This window comes from Bacillus sp. ME78, from assembly GCF_903970865.1.
GTDB lineage: Bacteria > Bacillota > Bacilli > Bacillales > Bacillaceae_G > Bacillus_A > Bacillus_A cereus.
Genome location: NZ_CAJCKK010000039.1, coordinates 1 through 21,172, shown reverse-complemented (window position 1 = coordinate 21,172; position 21,172 = coordinate 1). Strand labels below are relative to the sequence as shown.

The following is a 21,172-nucleotide window of genomic DNA, read 5'->3' as shown; positions in this document are numbered from 1 at the left end:
CTTCCTTCCGGTTTTTATTATTGTTTTACTGTAATAAGTTTTTCAGCAATGACTTTACGTAGTTCTTTTTTGCTGACTTTTCCGACTCCTGTTTGCGGGAATGATTCAATAAATTCAATTCGATCTGGAATTTTATAAGCCGCTATACCACGTTCTCTTAAAAACATTTTTAATTCACTTACTGCCGGAACTTGTCCGCGAGCTATAACAAAAGCACAGGTGCGTTCACCTAAATAATCGTCAGGCATAGATACAATTGCTACGTCATGGACCGCATCGTGTGCTAATAAATGATTTTCAACTTCTTCCGCAGCAACTTTCTCACCACCACGGTTAATTTGATCTTTATCTCTTCCTTCTACAATGATGTATCCTTGTTCATTTACTTTTACAAGATCACCTGTGCGATAAAATCCATCCTTTGTAAATGATCGTGCATTATGCTCTTCAGCTTTATAGTAACCACGAATTGTATATGGACCTCTTGTTAATAAACTACCTACTTCGCCAGGTTGTACATCGTTGTCATTTTCATCAACAACTCGTACTTCATCGAGTGCAGACATTGGTCTACCTTGTGTATGAATAATAATTTCTTCCGGATCGTCTAATCTTGTATAGTTCACTAATCCTTCCGCCATACCGAATACTTGCTGTAACGTACATCCAAATGTAGGGCGTATACGTCTTGCAACCTCAGCGCTAAACTTAGCACCACCTACTTGAATAACCTCTAGGCTCGATAAATTGGTATTACGAGAAGATGCAGCATCAAGCCAAATCATTGCTAATGGCGGAACGAGCGCTGTAATTGTAACTTTTTCTTTTTCAATAAGAGCAAATGCCTCATCTGGACTACCACCAGTTGCCAATACCACTTTTCCACCCGCATAGAAAGTTCCAAATGTCCCTGGAGAACTCATTGGGTAATTGTGTGCTACTGGAAGAACTGCCATATAGACGCTTTCTGCATTCAAATTACAAATTTCAGCGCTTACACGTAAACTATAAATATAGTCATCATGTGTTCTAGGAATTAATTTAGAAAGACCTGTTGTCCCTCCTGATAATTGGAGAAATGCAACATCACTTGGCTGAACTTCTGGTAATGAGACGGGATCCATATACAGATCATTTATGTTCACAAACTCTTCTTCTTCCCCCACTACAATTACACGTTGTAAAGTTGGCACTTTCTCTTTCACTTCTCTTGCTAGTTTTCGATAATCAAAACCGAGAGCCTTATCTGAAATAACGTAAGCGCTCGCCTCGCCAAACTCACAAAAATAACTAATTTCACTGCTTCGATGTGAAGGTAGTGCAAAGACAGGAAGCGCTCCAATTCGAAATAGTGCAAAACATATTTCGAAAAACTCGATAATGTTAGGTAACTGGATTACAACTCTGTCCTCTTTCTTTATTCCTAAATTCAGTAAACCTGCTGCTAAACGATCTGCATTTTTATCAAGTTCACTATATGTTATATGCTTCTTACCACTTACAACCGCGATTCGATCTCCATATTTCTCAGCCCGCTCTCTTAACACTCCTCCAAATGTTTCACCAAGCCAACATCCTTCTTCTCGATAATGATCGGCAAATTCTTTTGGCCATTCTGTATAACCTACTAGCATTCTTTCTTCCCCCTATTTTTCATTAAGTGAACTATCTCTTAACCCTAAAGCTTTTAGCATTGTTTGGAACTTAGCTGATGTTTCTGCTAACTCATCTTCTGGTTTTGACTCAGCAACAACTCCAGCTCCTGCATATAAACGCAGTGTATTTTCTTGTACTTCAGCACAACGAATTGTAACAATCCATTCTCCATCTCCATTTAAATCGCTCCATCCTAGCATTCCTGTAAAGAACTCGCGGTCAAATGGCTCAATATGCTGTATAGCCTCTCTTGCTTTTTCCATCGGAGTTCCGCAAACTGCTGGCGTAGGATGAAGGGCAATTGCTAATTGTAAAGAAGAAGTATTTGGATTCTTCAGTTCACCTTTCACTTCTGTAGACAAATGCCACATCGCTTCACTATGAATAACTGATGGTTTTTCTGGAACATGTAATGTATGACAATACGGACGAAGTGCAGCAGCAACCGCTTCAACTACTACCGCATGTTCATGTAAATCTTTTGGAGAAGAAAGTAATTCCTCTGCTCTTCTTTTATCTTCTACTGGGTCCTCACTACGTGGCCTTGAACCAGCTAACGGATTAGAAATAACTTGCATACCATTACGTGAAACAAGTAATTCAGGACTTGCTCCAATTAGCGTCTTACTGTTCTCTTTTTCATCTTTCGGTAAATTCACAGCAAATGTATAACCATGCTTATTATGTTCTGCTAATTCTCGCAGAAGTTTTTGCTTATCAATCTTTTCCGAAGATTTAACATCTAACGATCTAGATAGAACGATTTTCTTTAAATCACCGTCCTGTATTTTTTTAATTCCTTGCTTCACACCATTCATATAAACTTCAGGGTCTGGTACTGGCGTCATTTCAAATGTTACGTTCTCATTTGTTTCAAGCTGATTTGTTGTATCCAATTGTAAACGCTCAGAAATCCTACTATATTCTGGTACGATAAGTTGGACTTCTTTTCTACGATCGAATGGCAAAGCACCCACAACGATAGGATTTGGATTTCCAGCTTGTTTCGCATTACTTAATGTCGCTTGCACAAGCTCTGGGAAATTTTCAATTTCACGATGCTTTACTGTAGTAAACTCTCCTTCTGCTAATATAGTTCGAGTTGGTGAAGCGAAAAAGAATGAAGATTCAGTCTTATAATCTTCTAAAAGTTTTTCTGACAATTCTTTTACAGCTATATGTTCATTCATAATATAATAACCTCCTGAATTTTTATTAAACTCCTAACGTAGCACCGCCATCGACACATAAATTGTGCATTGTAATATGACTTGCTCTATCTGAGGCTAAAAATAACACTGCTTCAGCAACTTCTGAAGGTTGTGCAATTTTTTGTAATGGAATTCCGAGTCTATATGTATTTTGAGAACCAGTAATTATATTTTTAGCTCCATTCTCATCAGCCCATAGTAATCTTTGCATCTCAGTTTCAGTAGAACCTGGAGAAACTAAGTTGCAGCGTATATTGTATGCCGCAAGCTCTAGTCCTAAACATTTCATAAACATCGTCGTTGCAGCCTTTGACGCAGCATACGCTGCCATCTCCATTCTCGGCGTATTTGCCGCATTTGAACCGACTGTAACAATTGCCCCTGATTTTCTTAACATCATATTTTTACTTACCGCTCGGGACATATTGAAAACCCCTGTAGTATTTACAGAGAATGTTTTATTCCAATCTTCATCACTTAACGAATGAATTGGTCCCATACGTAAAACCCCTGCAACATTTATTAAAATATCTATTGGCGCTATTTCATTTGCAATATGATTTACCATGTCTTCAACAGCAGCGCTATTACTCACATCTAAACGAAACGTTTTCATACGTGTTTTATTTAATTCATTTTGATTTAAGAGTACATTTAACCCCTCTTCATTTTGATCAACCGCAATAACTGTGGCTCCTCTTTCTAAAAACATTTTGGCAACAACACTGCCTATGCCTTGTGCTGCACCTGTTACTAAAACTGTTTGCCCATCAAATTCCCCTAAGTTCATTTTCTCTATCCTTTCACATAAACATTAATTTCATTAAGTAACATAAATGATATTGATTTTCATTATCAGTCATGTTGTAAAAAATAATACACTTACTAAACTAATTGGTCAAGTGCGCATTACTTTAAAATCCATTTTATTGATAATGTTTTTCATTTACTATCTTACACCGAAATGATAATGTTTCTCAATAAACTTGTCAATCTTTTTTTATTTTTCAGATAAAGTATTTTAATGCTTCTTAATAAAATCATACCTAAACGCATTAAATGTACTTATATTATAAATAAAATTCAAACTCCTCTTTTTAAAATTGAAGAAGATAAACTAGAGATACGTTCATTTACAATGCTTTATGAAAAACTCAAGTATATATTTTCTCAATATTTTTCTGAAAATATATCTTACAAATACTAATGAATGTCTTCTTTATCATTTAAGATTTAATATATATTTCGAATACGATGTATCAATTTATTGTATTCCAATATAATCCAAATGGGTATCCCACTCACTTTTACATCTATAAAAATCCCAAAAGTAATTTAACCTTGTTAAAATAACTCATAAAAAAAGCATCCTAATTAATAGAATAGGATGCTTTTTCGTAATCATAGTGTTATAGAAGATTTGTATACTTATGCTACGCTGCGATACTCTTCTTCTTGTTCTTTTTTCTGTTTAGGTGCTTGAATTAAAATTGCGATAATGAATGACACGACACATAATACACCGATCACCATGAACGTTGGTTTGAATCCACCTAGAAGTGCACCGATAAAGGAACCTGCAAGCGCCCCAAATCCAAATCCTTGATACACAATTCCGTAGTTCTTACTATGGTTTTTCATACCGAAGAAATCACCAACAATAGCTGGGAAAATAGTGATATTTCCACCAAAGCAAAACGCTACACTTGCTACACATACGAAGTAAATACCATAATTTAAATCTACAAAACTTAGAACTAAGACTGAACTCGCCATAACAACAAAAGTAACAGTAACGATTTTTAAACGCCCAATTTTATCCGATAACGGTCCTAAAATGATACGACCTAATGTATTGAAGATTGCAACCATAGCCACCGCATTAGCTGCTGTTGCTGCGCTAAGCCCTACAAGTTGAACACCAATGTCTTTTACCATACCAATTAAGTATAAGCCACTCATACATGATGTAAATAACATGATAAATAATAAGTATACTTGTTTTGTGCCTAACATTTCTTTCGTTGTGTATTCCTTAGTTTTTGTTTCATGAACTGCTCCTTGATCTGCAGCTTGATGGATTAAACAAGCACCAATTACAATCATAGTTGTAACAATTAAACCCCAGTATATAAATGCTTGCGATACACCAACTGATTCAATCAACTTTGCGTTAACGTATTTAAAGATTAAGCTACCTGAACCATATGCAGAGACAGAAATACCAGCAATTAAACCTTTACGCTCTGGAAACCACTTTATTAAATTTGATAGTGAAGTGATATATGCTGTACCATCTGCATAACCTACAACAACTCCTGCTAGTACATAAAGTAATATTAATGAGGACGCTTGTGAGCTAAGTATTAACCCTAGTCCTAATGCTAATCCAGCTATCATAATAAGTTTACGAAGTCCCCATTTTTCTTGCAATTTACTCGCAAATAAAGTTGAAAATGCTAAAGAAAGACTAGTAATTGAGAAAGTTATCGCAACAGCGTTAAGACTCCAACCGTATTTACTAACTAAAGGCTGATTGAATAAACTCCATGTATATATCGTCCCAAGCCCCATTTGTACTATAACTGTGCCAAGGACAACAAGCCATGGATTAACAGTTGATTTTTTCATACCTTTCCGCCTCCTCTTTCTATTTCAATGCTATTCGCTAAATTTACTTTTTTTATGTTCATTTTGGTCACCTCTTTTGATTTGACACCTTCATTGTATAAGATGTTTTCGCTTATGTAAGCACTTACAAGATAGAGCGTCAAAAACATGGAATCAGTTACAAAAAACGAAGGATGAAATACAAAAAACTACTGATTAAATACAATAGAAAAATTTTTTATACTTCGATTCACCTTATTTTTTATAAAATCACAAATTTTTTTCCAATAAATAAAACTAAATATTCACTAATATATCTATCCGTGGTTTAATATATATAATAAAAAAATATTTCTGTCTTTAATGAGGAGGTACTATGAAAGCAAACGTAGGGGATACTATACTTTTTCAACGAAATAATTTAAAGATTACAGGATCTGTATTAAAACTTTATACTGAATCGGTCTTAGTTGAAATTACAAATGTAAGCGGTGGTACTTTTGAATTTGATCGAACAATTGTAAATCATAAAAACTATAAAGTTTTAAATACAAATACATAAAACAACACAAAATAGCCCCTGCTCAACAGCAGGGGCTATTTTATATAAAAATATTTCACTAGTTTATATACCCTAAAACATTAACAATCTTACTCGCTTTTAAATTGTTAATATGATAATAAATTTCTAAACCTCTTCTCTCTGCTCGTAACACTTTACCCTTCATTTTTGATAAATGTTGTGAAACAGTAGATTGCGGAATATTCAGTAACTCTGTTAATTGTGTTACATTACAAGTTTTTCTCGTACTTAATTCATTTACAATTTGCAGTCTGATTGGATGCGCCATAATTTTTAAAATATCTACATCTTCTTCTGAAACTAAAGTTTTTCTCATTTCACTCGTATATGTTGTCATAAGACATTCCCCTTTTATATGAATTCCATATTCATAAGATCTATTTCCAAATTTTTTAAAACCCTTGATTAAAACTTTCATATAGAAATAAAAGGATTTTAAATTTTTGAAAACAGAACTTACATTCACTTTATTTATTTATTTGGTACATATACATAATACAATGTTAATATGTGCTCTATGTGAAGTTCACATAAATTTGTGATGAAGATTTACTTAGCCACTCGCATCCTACTCATCTAATTACCCACTTCATAAAATCATCAGTTATTTTAACACATTTTAGGCCTTTGTATATACTATTTATAAAACAACTTTTATAAAGGGGGATTCATATGCCTACAGCGTTACAAGAAGAAGTCGAAGAAGCACGGGAAACATATGTCAGTCGTATCATCTTAGTTGGAGGATCGACATTATTTTTAGTAGGCGGGGTTATATCGGCAATTTCAGCTTTTAAAGCTTATAATCGGTTGGAGAATACGCCGCCTTCTACAGATAATTCATAGATATTTTATAAAATAAAACGTCGCCTCCAATATGAAGAGACGACGTTTTATGATTCATACATATGACACTAAAAGTATCGATAGATTCCCTACTCCATTTTCTAAGCTTACTTCACCACAAACCTAGTCTGACTACACCCATCCTTCTGCTTCGTTACTTCTAATACAGCTGGCATTGCGTTTTTCAGTTCTTGTACGTGTGAAATGACACCGATAAATCGGCCTGATTTTTGTAAGTCAATTAAAGCATCTACTGCTTTCGTTAATGATTCTTCATCTAATGAACCGAACCCTTCATCGATGAACATCGTTTCGATGGAAATACCACCTTCATACGCTTGAATGACGTCTGCCATTCCAAGAGCTAAGCAAAGTGATGCATTAAATTTCTCTCCGCCGGATAGTGTTTTTACATCGCGTGTTTGGCCAGTGTATGCATCGTACACATCTAAGCCTAATCCACTTTGGCGGTTTCTTTTTTCAACTCGTTCACTTCGTTTTAAATAAAATTGTCCATTTGATAATTTACGTAATCGTTCGTTTGCGATTTGAACAATTTGTTCTAAATACTCAATTAAGATGTAACGTTCAAATGATATACGACTTTCGTTATCACCTTTCATTACTTCATATAAATCAACAAGTTCTTGGAAGGCTTTTTCTTCCTCGTGAATTTGTTCGTCAATACGTCTAATGTTTTCATGTAAATCAGAAATATATGTTACCGCATTTTGCGCACGTTGACGTTTTTCTTTAATGATATCGAGATTAATTTCTAGTTCTTTTATGTGTTCACCTAAAGATGTAATATCCATATACTCTTTATCTTTTAATTCTGAGTTTAACTCTTCGATTTGTTTTGCAAGCACTTCAAGCGATGAATAATAACCTTGAATTTCTTTTTGTAACATCTCCATCTCGGCATCGCTTAATTTGGCTTCTTTATACGTGAATTCATCTGTAAACCCACTTTGTTCTAGCTCTTTCATAAAGCGTGCGAAAGTCTCTTCTTTCTTTAATTTTGCACTTTCAAATTGATTAGAAGCACCTTTTTGTTCTGCTTGAATACGTATATTTTCATTTTGCCAATGCTGATACGCTTCCTGGACTTTCTTCCATTCGTCCTCCATTAACCTAAGTTCCTGCATAGCTTGGTCAAACTGTGCTTTCCAAGCTTGTACTGTTTGTAAGTTTTCTGGAATATTTCGTTTATCATGTTCATATGACGTACCAAGTTGCATACACTCCATTTCTGTACGGTGCTGCATTGTTTCCACTTCTCGTTTTTGTTTCTGAAGTTCTTCTATTTTTTCTTCTACGCTTTTCATGTTCGCAGCAATCTGCTTACGTGTTTCTTCACTTGCTTTTAACGTATTAACGTCTGCAGCTAATTGTTTTCCTTTTTGAACAAGTGCACTATATGTTTCAACTAATTTTTCGGAGTTATAGCCACGCTTCACAACTTCTTCTATCACTTGTTCATATTGTAGTCGATAAAAATTCCATTTCTCCTCTACTTGCACATGTAATTTTTCAGCAATGTTCTTCTTATCTCTTAAATCGTTTAACTCTTTTTCATCGATCGCATTACTTTGCTCTGTAGCTTTTTGCGGATGATTCGTACTACCACATACCGGACAAGATGCACCGTCATGTAAATGAAGAGCTAATATACCAGCTTGTTCACTTAACCAACGGCGCTCCATGTTTTCATATGCAAGAACTGCCACGTGCATTTTATTATTTGCCACTTCTTTTTCTTGCTCGAATTTTTGTTTTTCTTGCCAAACATCATATGCTTGCTTTAAAACTTTTGCATCTTCTCGCATATTCGTTAGTTTTTCTACTTTAGCTACATATTGCTCAAGTGCTTGTTCTAATTGCTGCAATTCATCAGACATTCTCTGTTTTTGGCTTGTATGCTCTTCTAGTTGTTGATCCAACTTTTGCATACTTTCTTTTAATTTCCCTATTTGAATTTCGGCATTTTGTAAATTCAGCTTTCTCTCAGCTAATGATTCAATGATTGCTTGTAACTCTTCTAATCTTTGAACAAGTTTTTTAGCCTCTTCTCGTTCAGCTTCTTTATTCTTTACTACTTCATACTTCTCCTGAGCAAGTTCAAAGCTGTTCATTATCTGTTCTTGTTTGACGATTATCTGTTTTAACAAACTTTCAGCTTTCTGCTCATTTTGCATCGCTTCTTCATACCATTGTTCAAATGGTAATAAGCGCTTTGCTTGTTCCGCACGTTTAAAGGATTTTTCTTTCCTTTCAATTGCTGCACGGTTCTCTTGTAAAGTGTTATATTTCTCATTCTTTTGTTGTAAATCTATAAATTTCTCATTTACAGATTTTGCTGCATGAAAACGTGTTTCTGCATCCTTTAATTGCTTCGTTTGAACATCTTGTTCTACTTGTAATTGCTCAACCTCTGCCTTATACACTGTTGTTTCTTGTTCTAACGCTTCTACTACTTGATGCGTATTTACATATTCTTGTGCCGCTAATGTCTCTAATAATGCTCCATCACGGATTGGTAATTTAAAAACATTACGAAAATAGAGCTCTCTCTCTTTTTGTTTTTCTTGTAAAACATCTTTCCATTGTTTTCTCTTTTGATCAAGTAACTCACGCATTAATTTATAACGATCCGTTTTAAAAATACGACGTAAAATCTCTTCTTTGTTTTCCGTCTCAGATGTTAATAGTTTTCGGAATTCACCTTGTGGTAACATAACAATTTGACTAAATTGATGTTTACTTAACCCAATTAAATCTTCCACTTTTTTGTTTACGTCTGTTACATGAAAACGATCGACGGCTGGAACGTTTTCTCCATCAATAACTTCATATAATTCTACTGCATGTCCTGTAATGGTCTTATTCCCTTGTTTTTTATGTCCAAGTTGTCTTTTTATTTCATAGCGTTTCCCTTTTAATTGAAAGGTTAGTTCTACACTTGTATAAACATCATCATCAGCAAATTGACTTCGAAGCATGCTCGTATCACTACGTTCTTCTCCACTAGCCTCACCATATAACACATAACAAATCGCATCAAAAATCGTTGTTTTTCCAGCTCCCGTATTCCCAGAAATAGCGAAAATACGATGTTCTCCAAGATCTTCAAAATCGATTACTTCTTTCTGTTTATATGGCCCGAATGCTGTCATAATAAGCTGAATCGGTCTCATCCTCGTTCACCTTCCCGTTCTTGCACTGTTTGTAATACATCTATAAATAGGCGTTCTTTCTCTTCTGATAAATCTAACCCTTTCATTTCTTTATAGAAAGCCTTTAAAAGAGATAAATCATCCGTTTTATGTCTTGAAACCGTTACTTCATTTGTATCTGTGAGTTCTCGCCTTTGCATCGCTCTTTCAACGTGCATTGCATTTGGATATACAGATCGTATTTTTTCCATTGGCTGTAAGACAGGGTTTTCATCTAATAATTTTACAAATACGTAATCTTCACTTACTGGGTGCTGTAATAATTCATCTATTTTCGCTTCTACTGTTCGCATTTTACGACGTGGTGAAAGTAACCTTTTTTCAATTGCTACTTCACCAGTTTCATTCAGTTCTACAATGTAATAACCTTTTTTATGTTTCTCTTCAGAAATTGAATAGGCAAGTGGTGAACCTGAATATCTAATGGTCTCATTACGTACGAAATGCGCTTGATGTAAATGTCCAAGCGCTGTGTAATGAAACTTATCAAAATAATGACTATTTACATATTCAGCACCACCAATTGAAAGTGGTCGTTCTGCATCACTTGTATTCTCCTCCGCTTCTCCTGAAGAAGTTACAAATGCATGTCCAACAAATACATGTCTAGCTTCTTTATCCATTGTTTCAGAGAGCTCATTCATAAAAATGCGCATCGCATCATCATGAGAACGTACATCTTCATTTTTCAACACGTGTCTAACTATGCTTGGGTCTGCATACGGTATTAGATGGAAGTGAACCTCTCCATATTCATCATTTAGTACAACAGGTTCATACGGGAATTGAAATTGGCCTGCAATATGTAATCCCTGTTTTTTCATTAAACTACTCCCAAAATGGATACGATCCGGACTATCATGATTACCAGCTACTGCAATAACTGGTGTTTGTAAATCAATAACTATTTTTTGCAGCACATCATTTAATAAGTCTACTGCTTCTGTAGGTGGAATTGCTCGGTCATATAAATCCCCTGCAATAATTACAGCATCTGGTTTTTCTTCTTCAACAGCCTGTACAAACTGATCTAATACAATCTTTTGGTCTTCAGTCATATACACGCCATGAACAAGCTTACCTAAATGCCAATCCGCTGTATGAAATAACTTCATATTTTTCTACTCCTTTTAATTTACTGATTTTAGTGAAACGAGTTGATAGTTTATTGTAGTTTTTCCGTTCTCCCACTCTAGCTTCAATATCGTTGCACTTCCAATTCTTTCTTCATTTGATTTATATAAAGGCAATATTTCTTGAATTGTAAATAAGTGATAACCATCCAATATTAATTGAAATATATTTTCTTCAATATGTAATCTTACTTCTTTTTCATTTGAAATAATTTTTGTGTGCATCTCAAATTTCATGATAGATACAACCCCTTTTTATAATCTCTACATTTTAATAGTATAGTGGCTATGCAAGATTGACAAGTACATACACAGCAAAGTACACACTTTTCTATTGTTATATGTTTTATGTATTTTATATAAAATACGGTATGTGAAATTTTATATTTTCTCCAAAATAAAAATGCCTATTGTGACATCTTTATTTTTGTATAAAGTCTTTCATTACATAATATAAAACGGTAATTAAAACGATTGCGACGAAAAATGAGAACACTGCGACAATGTACCCATCTTTATTTAATAAAATACAGAATGAAATAGATATTATAAAAATCGGAAATACGAGACGTACTTTATCCTTCACTTCTTCTGTCGTATCTGTATGATGAAAATACTGCGTTATCCCTATCATTAAAGAAGACAAAATAATAACCGACAATAGTAAAGGTCCTGGCATTCCGATTTCTCCTTTCTCTATTTCTAATTCAGTGTAAAATTTTTTATTACAATTGTACGATTCATTTTTTCTTCAAACACTCTTTTTAGAATTGATAATGAACAATTCACACCTATATAATAGCGCTTTTATCATTATAACTTCAAATAATTACACTTACAGTAATGTTGTAATATTCCCCCTCAGTCTCTGAAATCCTGCAAAGATAACTCGTCAAAATATGCGGTGACCAAATTAATATTTACCGTCAACTTTTGACAAAATTTATAAAGGACATTTCAGTACATATCAAGAATTAAGAATAAGAAGATATGTAAGGGAGGATGCATTATGACTGAACACGTTTTATTTTCTGTTAGTGAAAACGGCGTTGCAACAATTACTTTAAACCGTCCAAAAGCACTTAATTCTTTATCTTATGACATGTTACAACCTATCGGACAAAAACTTAAAGAGTGGGAACACGATGAGCGTATTGCACTTATCGTGTTAAAAGGAGCTGGCACAAAAGGTTTTTGTGCAGGTGGCGACATTAAAACTCTTTATGAAGCGCGTTCCAATGAAGTGGCATTGCAACATGCAGAACGTTTTTTTGAAGAAGAGTATGAAATTGATACATATATTTATCAATATACAAAACCGATTATTGCTTGTTTAGATGGAATTGTAATGGGCGGTGGTGTCGGTCTTACAAATGGTGCGAAGTATCGCATTGTAACTGAACGTACGAAATGGGCAATGCCAGAGATGAATATCGGCTTCTTCCCAGACGTCGGAGCTGCATATTTCTTAAATAAAGCACCTGGATATACAGGACGCTTCGTTGCTTTAACAGCATCTATTTTAAAAGCTTCTGACGTATTATTTATTAATGCTGCTGATTACTTTATGACATCTGATTCATTACCAGAGTTTCTTACTGAACTTGAAAGTGTAAATTGGCATAAAGAAGTTGATGTACATACTAATTTAAAAGAAGTTATTCGTACATTCGCAACTACTCCAAACTTAGAAAGCGAGCTGACTCCTTCATTAGAAGTAATTAATTCACATTTTGCTTACGATACAATTGAAGAAATCATCCATTCATTGGAGAAAGATGAAAGCTCCTTTGCTCTAAAAACGAAAGAAACACTGTTATCAAAATCACCTATTTCACTAAAAGTAACATTAAAACAGTTTATTGATGGACAAGATAAATCCGTTGAAGAATGTTTCGCTACGGACCTTATACTTGCTAAAAACTTCATGAGACATGAAGATTTCTTCGAAGGAGTACGCTCCGTTGTCGTTGATAAAGATCAAAATCCGAATTATAAATATAAACAGTTAAGTGACGTTTCAGAAGAAGATGTGAATCGTTTCTTTAATTTACTTAATGCATAAAATGAAACTGTAATGAGTGGGTGTTTTGTTCATCCCCCACCTAACTTCTTTGCTCCAGTTAAATCTTGTGCGGTGGAAATCTTACTACTCGCAGGGATAAAATCGAGGCTATATAGTAGTGTAATTACAGCTACTATATAGCCTTTTTTATTTAATAATTTTTAATAAAATTTAATTTTATTAAATCCATTTTTGTGCTACACTGATTTTAATCGAATATTCTAAAAATAAAAAGGAGGGGCGGCTATGATAGAAAATTATCTTCTTTTCATCATTATGTCTATTTGCCTTATCATTTTACCTGGTCCAGATACAGCAATGGCTACGAAAAACACATTGGTTGCTGGTAAAATCGGTGGAGTGAAAACAGTGTTTGGTACATGTATTGCACTATTAATTCATACTTTAGCTGCTGTAATTGGTCTTTCTGCACTTATTGTAAAGTCAGCTCTTTTATTTTCTATTTTCAAGTACGTTGGGGCTCTCTATTTAATATATATCGGTATTAAAGCCCTTTTAGCAGTAAGAAACAAAGAAAACTTAGATACAAATGATCTATCTTTGAATAATGAAAACGAACATACTTCTTGCTTTCGCCAAGGATTTCTTACAAATTTATTAAATCCTAAAGTTGCAGTCTTCTTTTTAACTTTTTTACCGCAATTTTTAAATCCAAATCATAATACATTTATTCAACTTCTTGTAATGGGCCTTACTTACCTCGTTTTAACAGTCATTTGGTTTGCATTTTATATATTTTTAATTGATAAAATTAGTGCTTTTATGAAAAAACCAAAGACGCAACGTTATATTCAAGGGCTAACAGGAGTCGTCCTAATTGGATTTGGTATTAAACTAGCTTTTGAAAAAAATAATTAACAAGATGAAAACCACCACCACTATTAATAGTGGTGGTGGTTTTCATTTAATAGCTGATTTGGCTGTTTACTCTATATTAAAACCAGCGCTCAGTTACAACTTTTTTACGTGTATAGAATTGAACGCCATCTGTACCATTTGTACCTAAATCACCAAAGAATGAAGCTTTATTTCCTGCAAATGCGAAGAATGCCATTGGTGCTGGAACGTTTACATTTACACCGATCATACCAGCATCGATGTTATCACGGAATGTTTGTGCATGTTTACCATTTGACGTATAAATAACCGCACCGTTTGCAAATTTAGATTGATTTGTTAGTTTAATACCTTCTTCTAAATCTTTAACACGTACAATGCTTAATACTGGAGCAAAAATTTCATCTTGCCAAATTTTCATTTCTTGATTCACGCCATCAAAGATTGTCGCACCTACAAAGTAACCTTCTCCAACTTCTTCATTAATTTTACGGCCATCTACTAATAAAGTTGCCCCATCTGCTACACCGCTATTAATATAGCCTAAAACGCGCTCTTTATGAGATTCACGGATTAATGGTCCAACATAGTTATCTTCGTTAAAGCCATCGCCTACTTTTAATTTTTTCGTTTCTGCTACTAATACATCAATGAATTCATCAGCAATTTCATCCACTACTGCTACTACTGAGCATGCCATACAGCGCTCTCCACTACTTGCAAATGCAGATCCAATTACACCTTGTACTGTTTTCTCAAGATTGCAATCTGGCATTACAATCGCATGGTTTTTCGCACCTGCTAACGCTTGTACACGTTTTCCGTGTTTTGTACCTGTTTCATATACGTAACGAGCTACCGGCTCAGATCCAACGAACGAAACAGCTTGAATATCTTTATTTTCTAAAATGCTATTTACAACATCTTTTCCGCCTTGTACTAAATTTAATACGCCTTTTGGGAAACCTGCTTCATAGAATAATTCTACAAGTCGCTCCGCTAAAAGTGGCGTTCTTTCCGATGTTTTTAATACGAATGTATTACCGCAAGCAATTGCAAGTGGGAACATCCATAATGGAATCATCATTGGGAAGTTGAACGGTGTAATACCAGCAACAACTCCGATTGGGTAGCGCCAAATTGATCCATCAATTCCGCTAGCGATATTCGGAAGTGCTTGACCCATCATTAAATTTGGCGTAGATGTTGCAAGTTCTACCGCTTCAATACCACGCTGTACTTCACCTGTTGCATCTGTTAGCGTCTTACCATTTTCTAGCGTAATAATTTTTGCAAGCTCATCTTTGTTTTCTTGTAATAGCTGTAAATATTTATATAAATTTCTTGAACGATTCGGAACTGGTACTTTAGACCATGTTTCGAATGCTGCTTTTGCCGCTTCAACAGCTTTTTCAACATCCTCTTTTGGAGATAGTGGAACGTAAGCGATAATTTTTCCAGTCGCTGGATTTGGAACTGCTTCTACTTCCGTACCTGTCGATTCAACCCACTCACCGTTAATGTGATTTCTCACTCGTTTAATTTCAGTTGTAATCATTGTATTCTCTCCTTTGTATAATTTATTTTTGATTAGAAATTAATTGCTCGCTAACTTTCTTATATAAAGCAGCCATATCGTTTTCACCATATCCAGCTTGACTCGCTTCGTCATATACATTTAATAACATTTCGCTTACCGGTAAATGGAGTTCGCTTTCCTTAGCTAAGTCAACTGCAAACCCTAAATCTTTCTTCAATAAGTTCACAGTAAATCCTGGCTCGTAGTTTTCAGGTGCTATAAAACTTTTAAAATTACGTTCATAAATTCTGCTTTGGCCGTAACTTACATTTAAAATATCAAACATTTTATCTAAATCCATATTGTTCTTTTTCGCTAATGTTAAAGCTTCACTTACACCAGCTGTATAAAAACCAATTAATAAGTTATTAATTAACTTAACAGTTGTACCACTATCAATCTGCTCACTAACATGGAAAATGTTCGCGCCTAGAACGCCCATGATAGATTCCGTTTTCTCATATACCTCTTTTGATCCACCAACCATAAACGTTAATGTACGATTTTCGGCTCCAATTACACCGCCGCTCACAGGTGCTGCTAAAAAGTTTACTTTCTTTTCCTTTGCAGCTTCCTCTAATTGTTTGTTTAACTGCGGCGATACCGTACTTGTATCAATGAAAACTACATTCGAGTGACCATTTTCAAATAATCCTTCTGCTCCAAAATATACCGCTTCAACAGCGCGAGGTGAAGGTAAACTTGTAAAAACTACATCACATGTTTCTGCTAGTTTTGAGATTGATAGACCGATAATTCCGCCTTCTTTTTCAAAGGACGCTTCTGCCTCTTTATTTAAGTCCACGCCATATACTGTGTAACCTGATTTAGCTAGATTTTTTGACATCGGAAGACCCATGTTACCTAAACCGATAAAACCAATCTTTTTCATATCGCTTTCCTCCTATTTACACAATATATTTCCCGCGATTTATAATAGCTTTCGCAATTTCTCTCTTCTTCCTAAATACGTTCGTGTATAAAGGTACTAATAATTGACGGATTTCAGCTAAAATCACATGTCTATCTTGTTCTTCTGTGACAGCCGCCGAAAGTACAGAAATCGCTGCTTCTTCTACTTTACGGTATCCTTCTTCACAAATAACATCCGTTATGAGTTGCTTCGTACGTTCTTTTTCCTCACCATTTTTACTTACCGCTTTTCTCGTACGTAAAAACGCTGATTCCATGACGTACACGTCCGTCAACATATTTGAAATTACACGTGAATATTCTTGTTCTTGGTCAATTTTTAGGCCTGGAGTTTTAGAGAGCGTTTTCAAAGATTGTTTCAACAATTTTTTCGCTAATAAAATGTAACGATGGTTTCTTTCTACATTTGCTACATCACTTTCTACTTCAGTATCTTCTAATTGTTCGATTTGCTTGATTAACATTTTGGCAACTGTTAATCTATTAATTTCGTTCGTTCCTTCAAAAATACGACTAATTCTAGCATCACGATATAATCGTTCTACCTCATACTCTTGCATATAACCGTAACCACCATGAATTTGTACAGCTTCATCTACGATATAAGCAAGTGTTTCAGAAGCATTTACTTTATTCAGTGCACATTCAATTGCAAATTGGGACATTTTCTTCATAAGATCTTCATCGCTCTCATGAATTGCTTCATCGATTACACCTGCCGTACGATAAGCTGCACTTTCGGCTCCATATGTAGCAATGATCATATTTGCAATTTTTTCTTGAATCATCGTAAAGTCTACTAATTCCGTTTGGAACTGTTTTCGCTCTTTTCCATATTGAACCGACAAACCAATTGCTTGTTTTGCTGTTCCAATATTTCCAAAAGCAAGTTTAAGTCTAGCAAAGTTAAGAATATTAAGGGCTACGTGATGCCCTTTCCCAACTTCCCCTAAAACATTTTCAGCAGGGATGACAACATCTTCTAAAATAAGAGTCGCTGTTGAAGAACCTTTAATCCCCATTTTCTTTTCTTCTAATCCAATAGATACACCTTCACATGTTCTTTCGACAATAAACGCTGTCATTCCTTTATTTGTCTTCGCAAAAACAACGTATACATCTGCCATATGAGCATTTGTAATCCATTGCTTCTCACCATTTAACTTCCAAGCTGTTCCCTCTTCATTCAATACGGCGCTTGTTTTTGCACTTAATGCATCCGAACCAGCATTTGGCTCAGTTAAAGCATAAGCACCAATCCATTCTCCCGATGCGATTTTCGGTAAATATTTTTCTTTCTGTTCTTTCGTTCCATAATATATGTAAGGCAATGTACCGACACCAGCGTGTATATTAAAAGAAACGCTAAACGCACCAGCGTAACCCATTTTCTCTGCTACAAGACCTGAGACAGCCTTTCCTAACTCGAACCCGCCATAATCTTCTGGTACCTCAATGCCTAATAACCCAAGTTCCCCAGCTTTCTCAAATAATTGACGAGAAACTTTATAGTTATGTTGTTCAATATTCTCCATTTGTGGAACAATTTCTTGTTTAACGAATTGTTCTGTCGTTTTTGCGATTAAATCTTCATCACCTGAAAAATCTTCTGGTGTAAAGTAAGTATGATTTATATCTTTATTGAGTGAAAAAAATTCATCCCATGGTAACTTCGTTTTCTCCATATGTATCCCCCTATCATTCGGCTTTCATAGCTTTTTGCTTATGCTCGTCTACGATGAGTGGAATATCTTTTTTGAAAATAGAAGGCGATGATTTTTCACATCAAGCATTTTATTTTGCCAAAGATGTATTTTCATCGCCTTCGCTGCTTTATCTATTGATCTTCTGATAATACTGTTTTTGCAATACCAGTATCTAACTCTTCAAAGTCATGATACGAAATTGTTTCGTATAATTCACTTCTCGTTTGCATATTAGAAAGTGCATCTTTTTGAGAACCTGTTTCTTTAATTAAAGTAAACACATTTTCATACGCTTTCGCTGCAACGCGAAGTGAAGTTACAGGATAAATAACCATTTGGAAGCCCATATTCGCAAATTCCTCTGCACTATAATATGGAGTTTTTCCGAATTCAGTCATATTCGCAAGTAAAGGTGCATTTACCTTGCTATTAAATAGACGGAATTCTTCCTCTGATTGAAGCGCTTCAGGGAAAATTGCATCTGCACCTGCTTTTACATATGCATTTGCTCTTTCAATTGCTTCATCTAATCCTTCAACGCCGCGAGCATCAGTACGTGCTACAATGTATAAGCTCGGTGCAACTTCTTTAATCGCTTTAATTTTTTGAACCAATTCTTCTGTAGTAACAAGTTTCTTACCATTTAAATGTCCACATTTTTTTGGTAATTGCTGATCTTCAATTTGGACAGCTGCTACTTTCACTTCCACCATTTCTACAGCTGTTCTCGCTACATTTAGTACACCACCAAATCCTGTATCAATGTCAACAAGAACAGGTAAGTCTGTAGCTCTTACTAAATCTCTTGCTCTCTCAGCCACTTCAGTAGACGTCACGATACCTAAATCTGGTAAGCCTTTACTTGCAGTATAAGCAGCTCCTGATAAATAAAGAGCTGAAAAACCTGTATTTTTTGCAACTAAAGCCGCCATTGCATCATGAGCACCTGGAATTTGCAAAATTTCATTTGCTTCTACTAAAGCTCGGAATCGATTCGCAAGCTCCTCTTGTGTTGACTGCTTTTTCACAACCCAAGCCATTCTAAATTCCCCCCTATTATTAAATTAAGAATAGATCTACAAATTCATTTACATTCATATTTTCTAGCTTTTCTTCATTTAAACAAACTTCATGAATTTGTTCTTGTTGCTTACTAGAATAATGACCTGCCATATTTGCAGTGAATTTTTGAACAACTTTTGGAATTGCTTCGTCTCTACGGAAACGGTGACCAAGTGGATATTCACATTCCACATTTTCTGTTACTGTGCCATCTTTAAAGTGAACTTGAACAGCGTTGGCGATTGAGCGCTTGTTCGGGTCAAGGTAATCTAAACTGTACTGTTTGTTTTCAACAACAACCATCTTATTACGTAATTCGTCTACACGTGGATCGTTTGCTACTGCATCTTCATAATCGTCTGCAACGATATCTCCTTTTAATAAACCAATTGCCGTAATGTATTGTAAGCAATGATCACGATCAGCTGGGTTATTTAATGGACCTTCTTTATCAATAATACGAATTGCTGATTCATGAGTTGTAATTGTAATGCGGTCAATTTCATCCAATCTCTCTTTAATTTCCAGATGCAACTTCACTGCACATTCTGCAGCTGTTTGTGCATGGAATTCTGCTGGATATGACACTTTAAATAATACATTTTCCATTACATATGACTCTAGTGGTCTTGCTAATTTTAATTCTTGTTTATTGAATAATACATCTTGGAATCCCCATCCTGGCGCAGATAATGCTGTTGGATAACCCATTTCACCTTTTAGAGCAGTCATTGCAAGATGAACACCGCGGCTCGTTGCGTCACCTGCAGCCCATGATTTACGTGAGCCTGTATTTGGAGCATGACGATATGTACGAAGACTAGAATTATCAATCCACGCATGTGATAATGCATTAAAGATTTCTTCACGTGTTCCGCCAAGCATTTTCGCAACTACTGCAGTTGTTGCTACTTTTACATATAATACATGGTCAAGACCAACTCTGTTTAAGCTGTTTTCTAAAGCAAGCACGCCTTGAATTTCATGTGCTTTAATCATCATTTCTAATACTTCACGTACTTTTAAAGCTTCTTTTCCTTCTGAAATACGAACACGGCTAATATAATCTGCGACGGCTAAAATTCCGCCTAGGTTATCAGATGGATGTCCCCACTCTGCTGCAAGCCAAGTATCGTTATAGTCTAACCAACGGATCATACATCCGATATTAAATGCACCTTTTACTGGATCTAGTACATAAGACGTACCTGGTACACGTGTACCATTTGGCACGACTGTTCCTGGCACAACTGGTCCTAGTAATTTCGTACATTCTGGATATTGTAATGCTAAAATTCCACATCCAAGTGTATCAAGTAATACGTAACGAGCTGTACTGAATGCTTCTGCACTAGTAACCTCTTTATTTAATACATAATCCGTAATCTCTTCTAATAATGCATCTTTTTGCTTAATTTCATTTGTTTTAATCATGCTATCCTTCCCTTTCTGTCGAAAATTCGTTATTATTAATGATGGGTGTCGGTCAAACACCCATCTGGCGGGCGGTGCTAACAACTCCCCAGTTGTTCTTATTTACTAAGTACATGTCGCTCGCCAATATAATTTACACGCGGACGGAACAAACGATTATTTGCATGTTGCTCAATAACGTGCGCACATAATCCCACTGTTCTAGAGCTAAAGAAGATAGGTGTGTAAAGTTGAATTGGAATACCTAGCATCCAATATAC

19 protein-coding genes are annotated in these 21,172 nt (G+C 35.2%); 4 read left to right on the top strand and 15 right to left on the bottom strand.

The window, feature by feature from the left end; translation table 11 throughout:
* Nucleotides 1-17: 17 nt before the first annotated feature.
* From H6481_RS25590 to H6481_RS25575, 4 genes are all read right to left on the bottom strand, one after another.
* Nucleotides 18-1,634: a (2,3-dihydroxybenzoyl)adenylate synthase gene (locus tag H6481_RS25590; protein WP_023521871.1), complete on the bottom strand. Its 1,617-nt coding sequence runs from the start codon at nucleotides 1,632-1,634 to the stop codon at nucleotides 18-20.
* A 12-nt stretch (nucleotides 1,635-1,646) separates the two neighbouring features.
* Entirely contained in the window at nucleotides 1,647-2,846 is a 1,200-nt protein-coding gene (dhbC, locus tag H6481_RS25585; RefSeq protein WP_001002072.1) for an isochorismate synthase DhbC, read from the bottom strand.
* A gap of 25 nt (nucleotides 2,847-2,871) precedes the next feature.
* Nucleotides 2,872-3,657: a 2,3-dihydro-2,3-dihydroxybenzoate dehydrogenase gene (gene dhbA, locus H6481_RS25580; protein ID WP_001048438.1), complete on the bottom strand. Its 786-nt coding sequence runs from the start codon at nucleotides 3,655-3,657 to the stop codon at nucleotides 2,872-2,874.
* Nucleotides 3,658-4,295: 638 nt separating this feature from the next.
* A complete protein-coding gene (locus H6481_RS25575) occupies nucleotides 4,296-5,498 on the bottom strand; it encodes an OFA family MFS transporter (RefSeq protein WP_000750124.1) in 1,203 nt (400 codons plus the stop codon).
* 355 nt (nucleotides 5,499-5,853) lie between these two features.
* Here H6481_RS25575 and H6481_RS25570 point away from each other — a divergent pair, with 355 nt between their 5' ends.
* The gene (locus H6481_RS25570; protein WP_000646793.1) at nucleotides 5,854-6,039 is read left to right on the top strand and encodes a YkvS family protein; all 186 of its coding nucleotides are present in this window, start codon (nucleotides 5,854-5,856) and stop codon (nucleotides 6,037-6,039) included.
* A gap of 58 nt (nucleotides 6,040-6,097) precedes the next feature.
* Here H6481_RS25570 and H6481_RS25565 read toward each other — a convergent pair whose 3' ends face one another.
* Nucleotides 6,098-6,397, bottom strand: a complete 300-nt coding sequence (locus H6481_RS25565) for a metalloregulator ArsR/SmtB family transcription factor (protein WP_000214801.1) — start codon at nucleotides 6,395-6,397, stop codon at nucleotides 6,098-6,100.
* Nucleotides 6,398-6,732: 335 nt separating this feature from the next.
* Here H6481_RS25565 and H6481_RS25560 point away from each other — a divergent pair, with 335 nt between their 5' ends.
* Entirely contained in the window at nucleotides 6,733-6,906 is a 174-nt protein-coding gene (locus H6481_RS25560) for a hypothetical protein (RefSeq protein WP_001141668.1), read from the top strand.
* Between the two features lie 107 nt (nucleotides 6,907-7,013).
* On the opposite strand, the gene H6481_RS25555 is transcribed toward H6481_RS25560, so the two are convergent.
* The 4 genes from H6481_RS25555 to H6481_RS25540 form a co-directional block, all read right to left on the bottom strand.
* A complete protein-coding gene (locus H6481_RS25555; protein ID WP_182813549.1) occupies nucleotides 7,014-10,103 on the bottom strand; it encodes an SMC family ATPase in 3,090 nt (1,029 codons plus the stop codon).
* Nucleotides 10,100-11,257 carry an exonuclease SbcCD subunit D gene (locus tag H6481_RS25550; protein WP_000765150.1) on the bottom strand — a complete coding sequence of 386 codons (1,158 nt, stop codon included), beginning with the start codon at nucleotides 11,255-11,257 and terminating at the stop codon, nucleotides 10,100-10,102. Before H6481_RS25550 ends, H6481_RS25555 begins: the two co-directional genes overlap by 4 nt.
* A 15-nt stretch (nucleotides 11,258-11,272) precedes the next feature.
* Entirely contained in the window at nucleotides 11,273-11,512 is a 240-nt protein-coding gene (locus H6481_RS25545) for a DUF2584 family protein (protein ID WP_000667344.1), read from the bottom strand.
* Between the two features lie 184 nt (nucleotides 11,513-11,696).
* Entirely contained in the window at nucleotides 11,697-11,954 is a 258-nt protein-coding gene (locus H6481_RS25540; protein WP_001119409.1) for a hypothetical protein, read from the bottom strand.
* Nucleotides 11,955-12,284: 330 nt separating this feature from the next.
* Between H6481_RS25540 and H6481_RS25535 the strand changes: the two genes are divergently transcribed.
* On the top strand, nucleotides 12,285-13,340 hold the full coding sequence (locus H6481_RS25535; protein ID WP_182813547.1) for an enoyl-CoA hydratase/isomerase family protein: 1,056 nt from the start codon (nucleotides 12,285-12,287) through the stop codon (nucleotides 13,338-13,340).
* A gap of 246 nt (nucleotides 13,341-13,586) precedes the next feature.
* Nucleotides 13,587-14,219 carry a LysE family translocator gene (locus H6481_RS25530; protein WP_000572348.1) on the top strand — a complete coding sequence of 211 codons (633 nt, stop codon included), beginning with the start codon at nucleotides 13,587-13,589 and terminating at the stop codon, nucleotides 14,217-14,219.
* A gap of 76 nt (nucleotides 14,220-14,295) precedes the next feature.
* On the opposite strand, the gene H6481_RS25525 is transcribed toward H6481_RS25530, so the two are convergent.
* The 6 genes from H6481_RS25525 to H6481_RS25500 form a co-directional block, all read right to left on the bottom strand.
* Complete coding sequence (locus H6481_RS25525) at nucleotides 14,296-15,756, bottom strand: CoA-acylating methylmalonate-semialdehyde dehydrogenase (protein WP_063547176.1); 1,461 nt, start codon at nucleotides 15,754-15,756, stop codon at nucleotides 14,296-14,298.
* Between the two features lie 22 nt (nucleotides 15,757-15,778).
* Entirely contained in the window at nucleotides 15,779-16,669 is an 891-nt protein-coding gene (locus H6481_RS25520) for an NAD(P)-dependent oxidoreductase (protein WP_000719400.1), read from the bottom strand.
* Nucleotides 16,670-16,685: 16 nt separating this feature from the next.
* Nucleotides 16,686-18,395, bottom strand: coding sequence for an acyl-CoA dehydrogenase family protein (locus H6481_RS25515; protein WP_023521867.1), 1,710 nt, complete (start codon nucleotides 18,393-18,395; stop codon nucleotides 16,686-16,688).
* 152 nt (nucleotides 18,396-18,547) lie between these two features.
* Entirely contained in the window at nucleotides 18,548-19,456 is a 909-nt protein-coding gene (prpB, locus tag H6481_RS25510) for a methylisocitrate lyase (RefSeq protein ID WP_182813545.1), read from the bottom strand.
* 19 nt (nucleotides 19,457-19,475) lie between these two features.
* Entirely contained in the window at nucleotides 19,476-20,912 is a 1,437-nt protein-coding gene (gene prpD / locus H6481_RS25505) for a 2-methylcitrate dehydratase (protein ID WP_071730129.1), read from the bottom strand.
* A gap of 98 nt (nucleotides 20,913-21,010) precedes the next feature.
* Nucleotides 21,011-21,172, bottom strand: a 162-nt coding sequence (locus tag H6481_RS25500) for a citrate/2-methylcitrate synthase (protein WP_276568895.1), incomplete at its 5' end; no start/stop codon positions are given.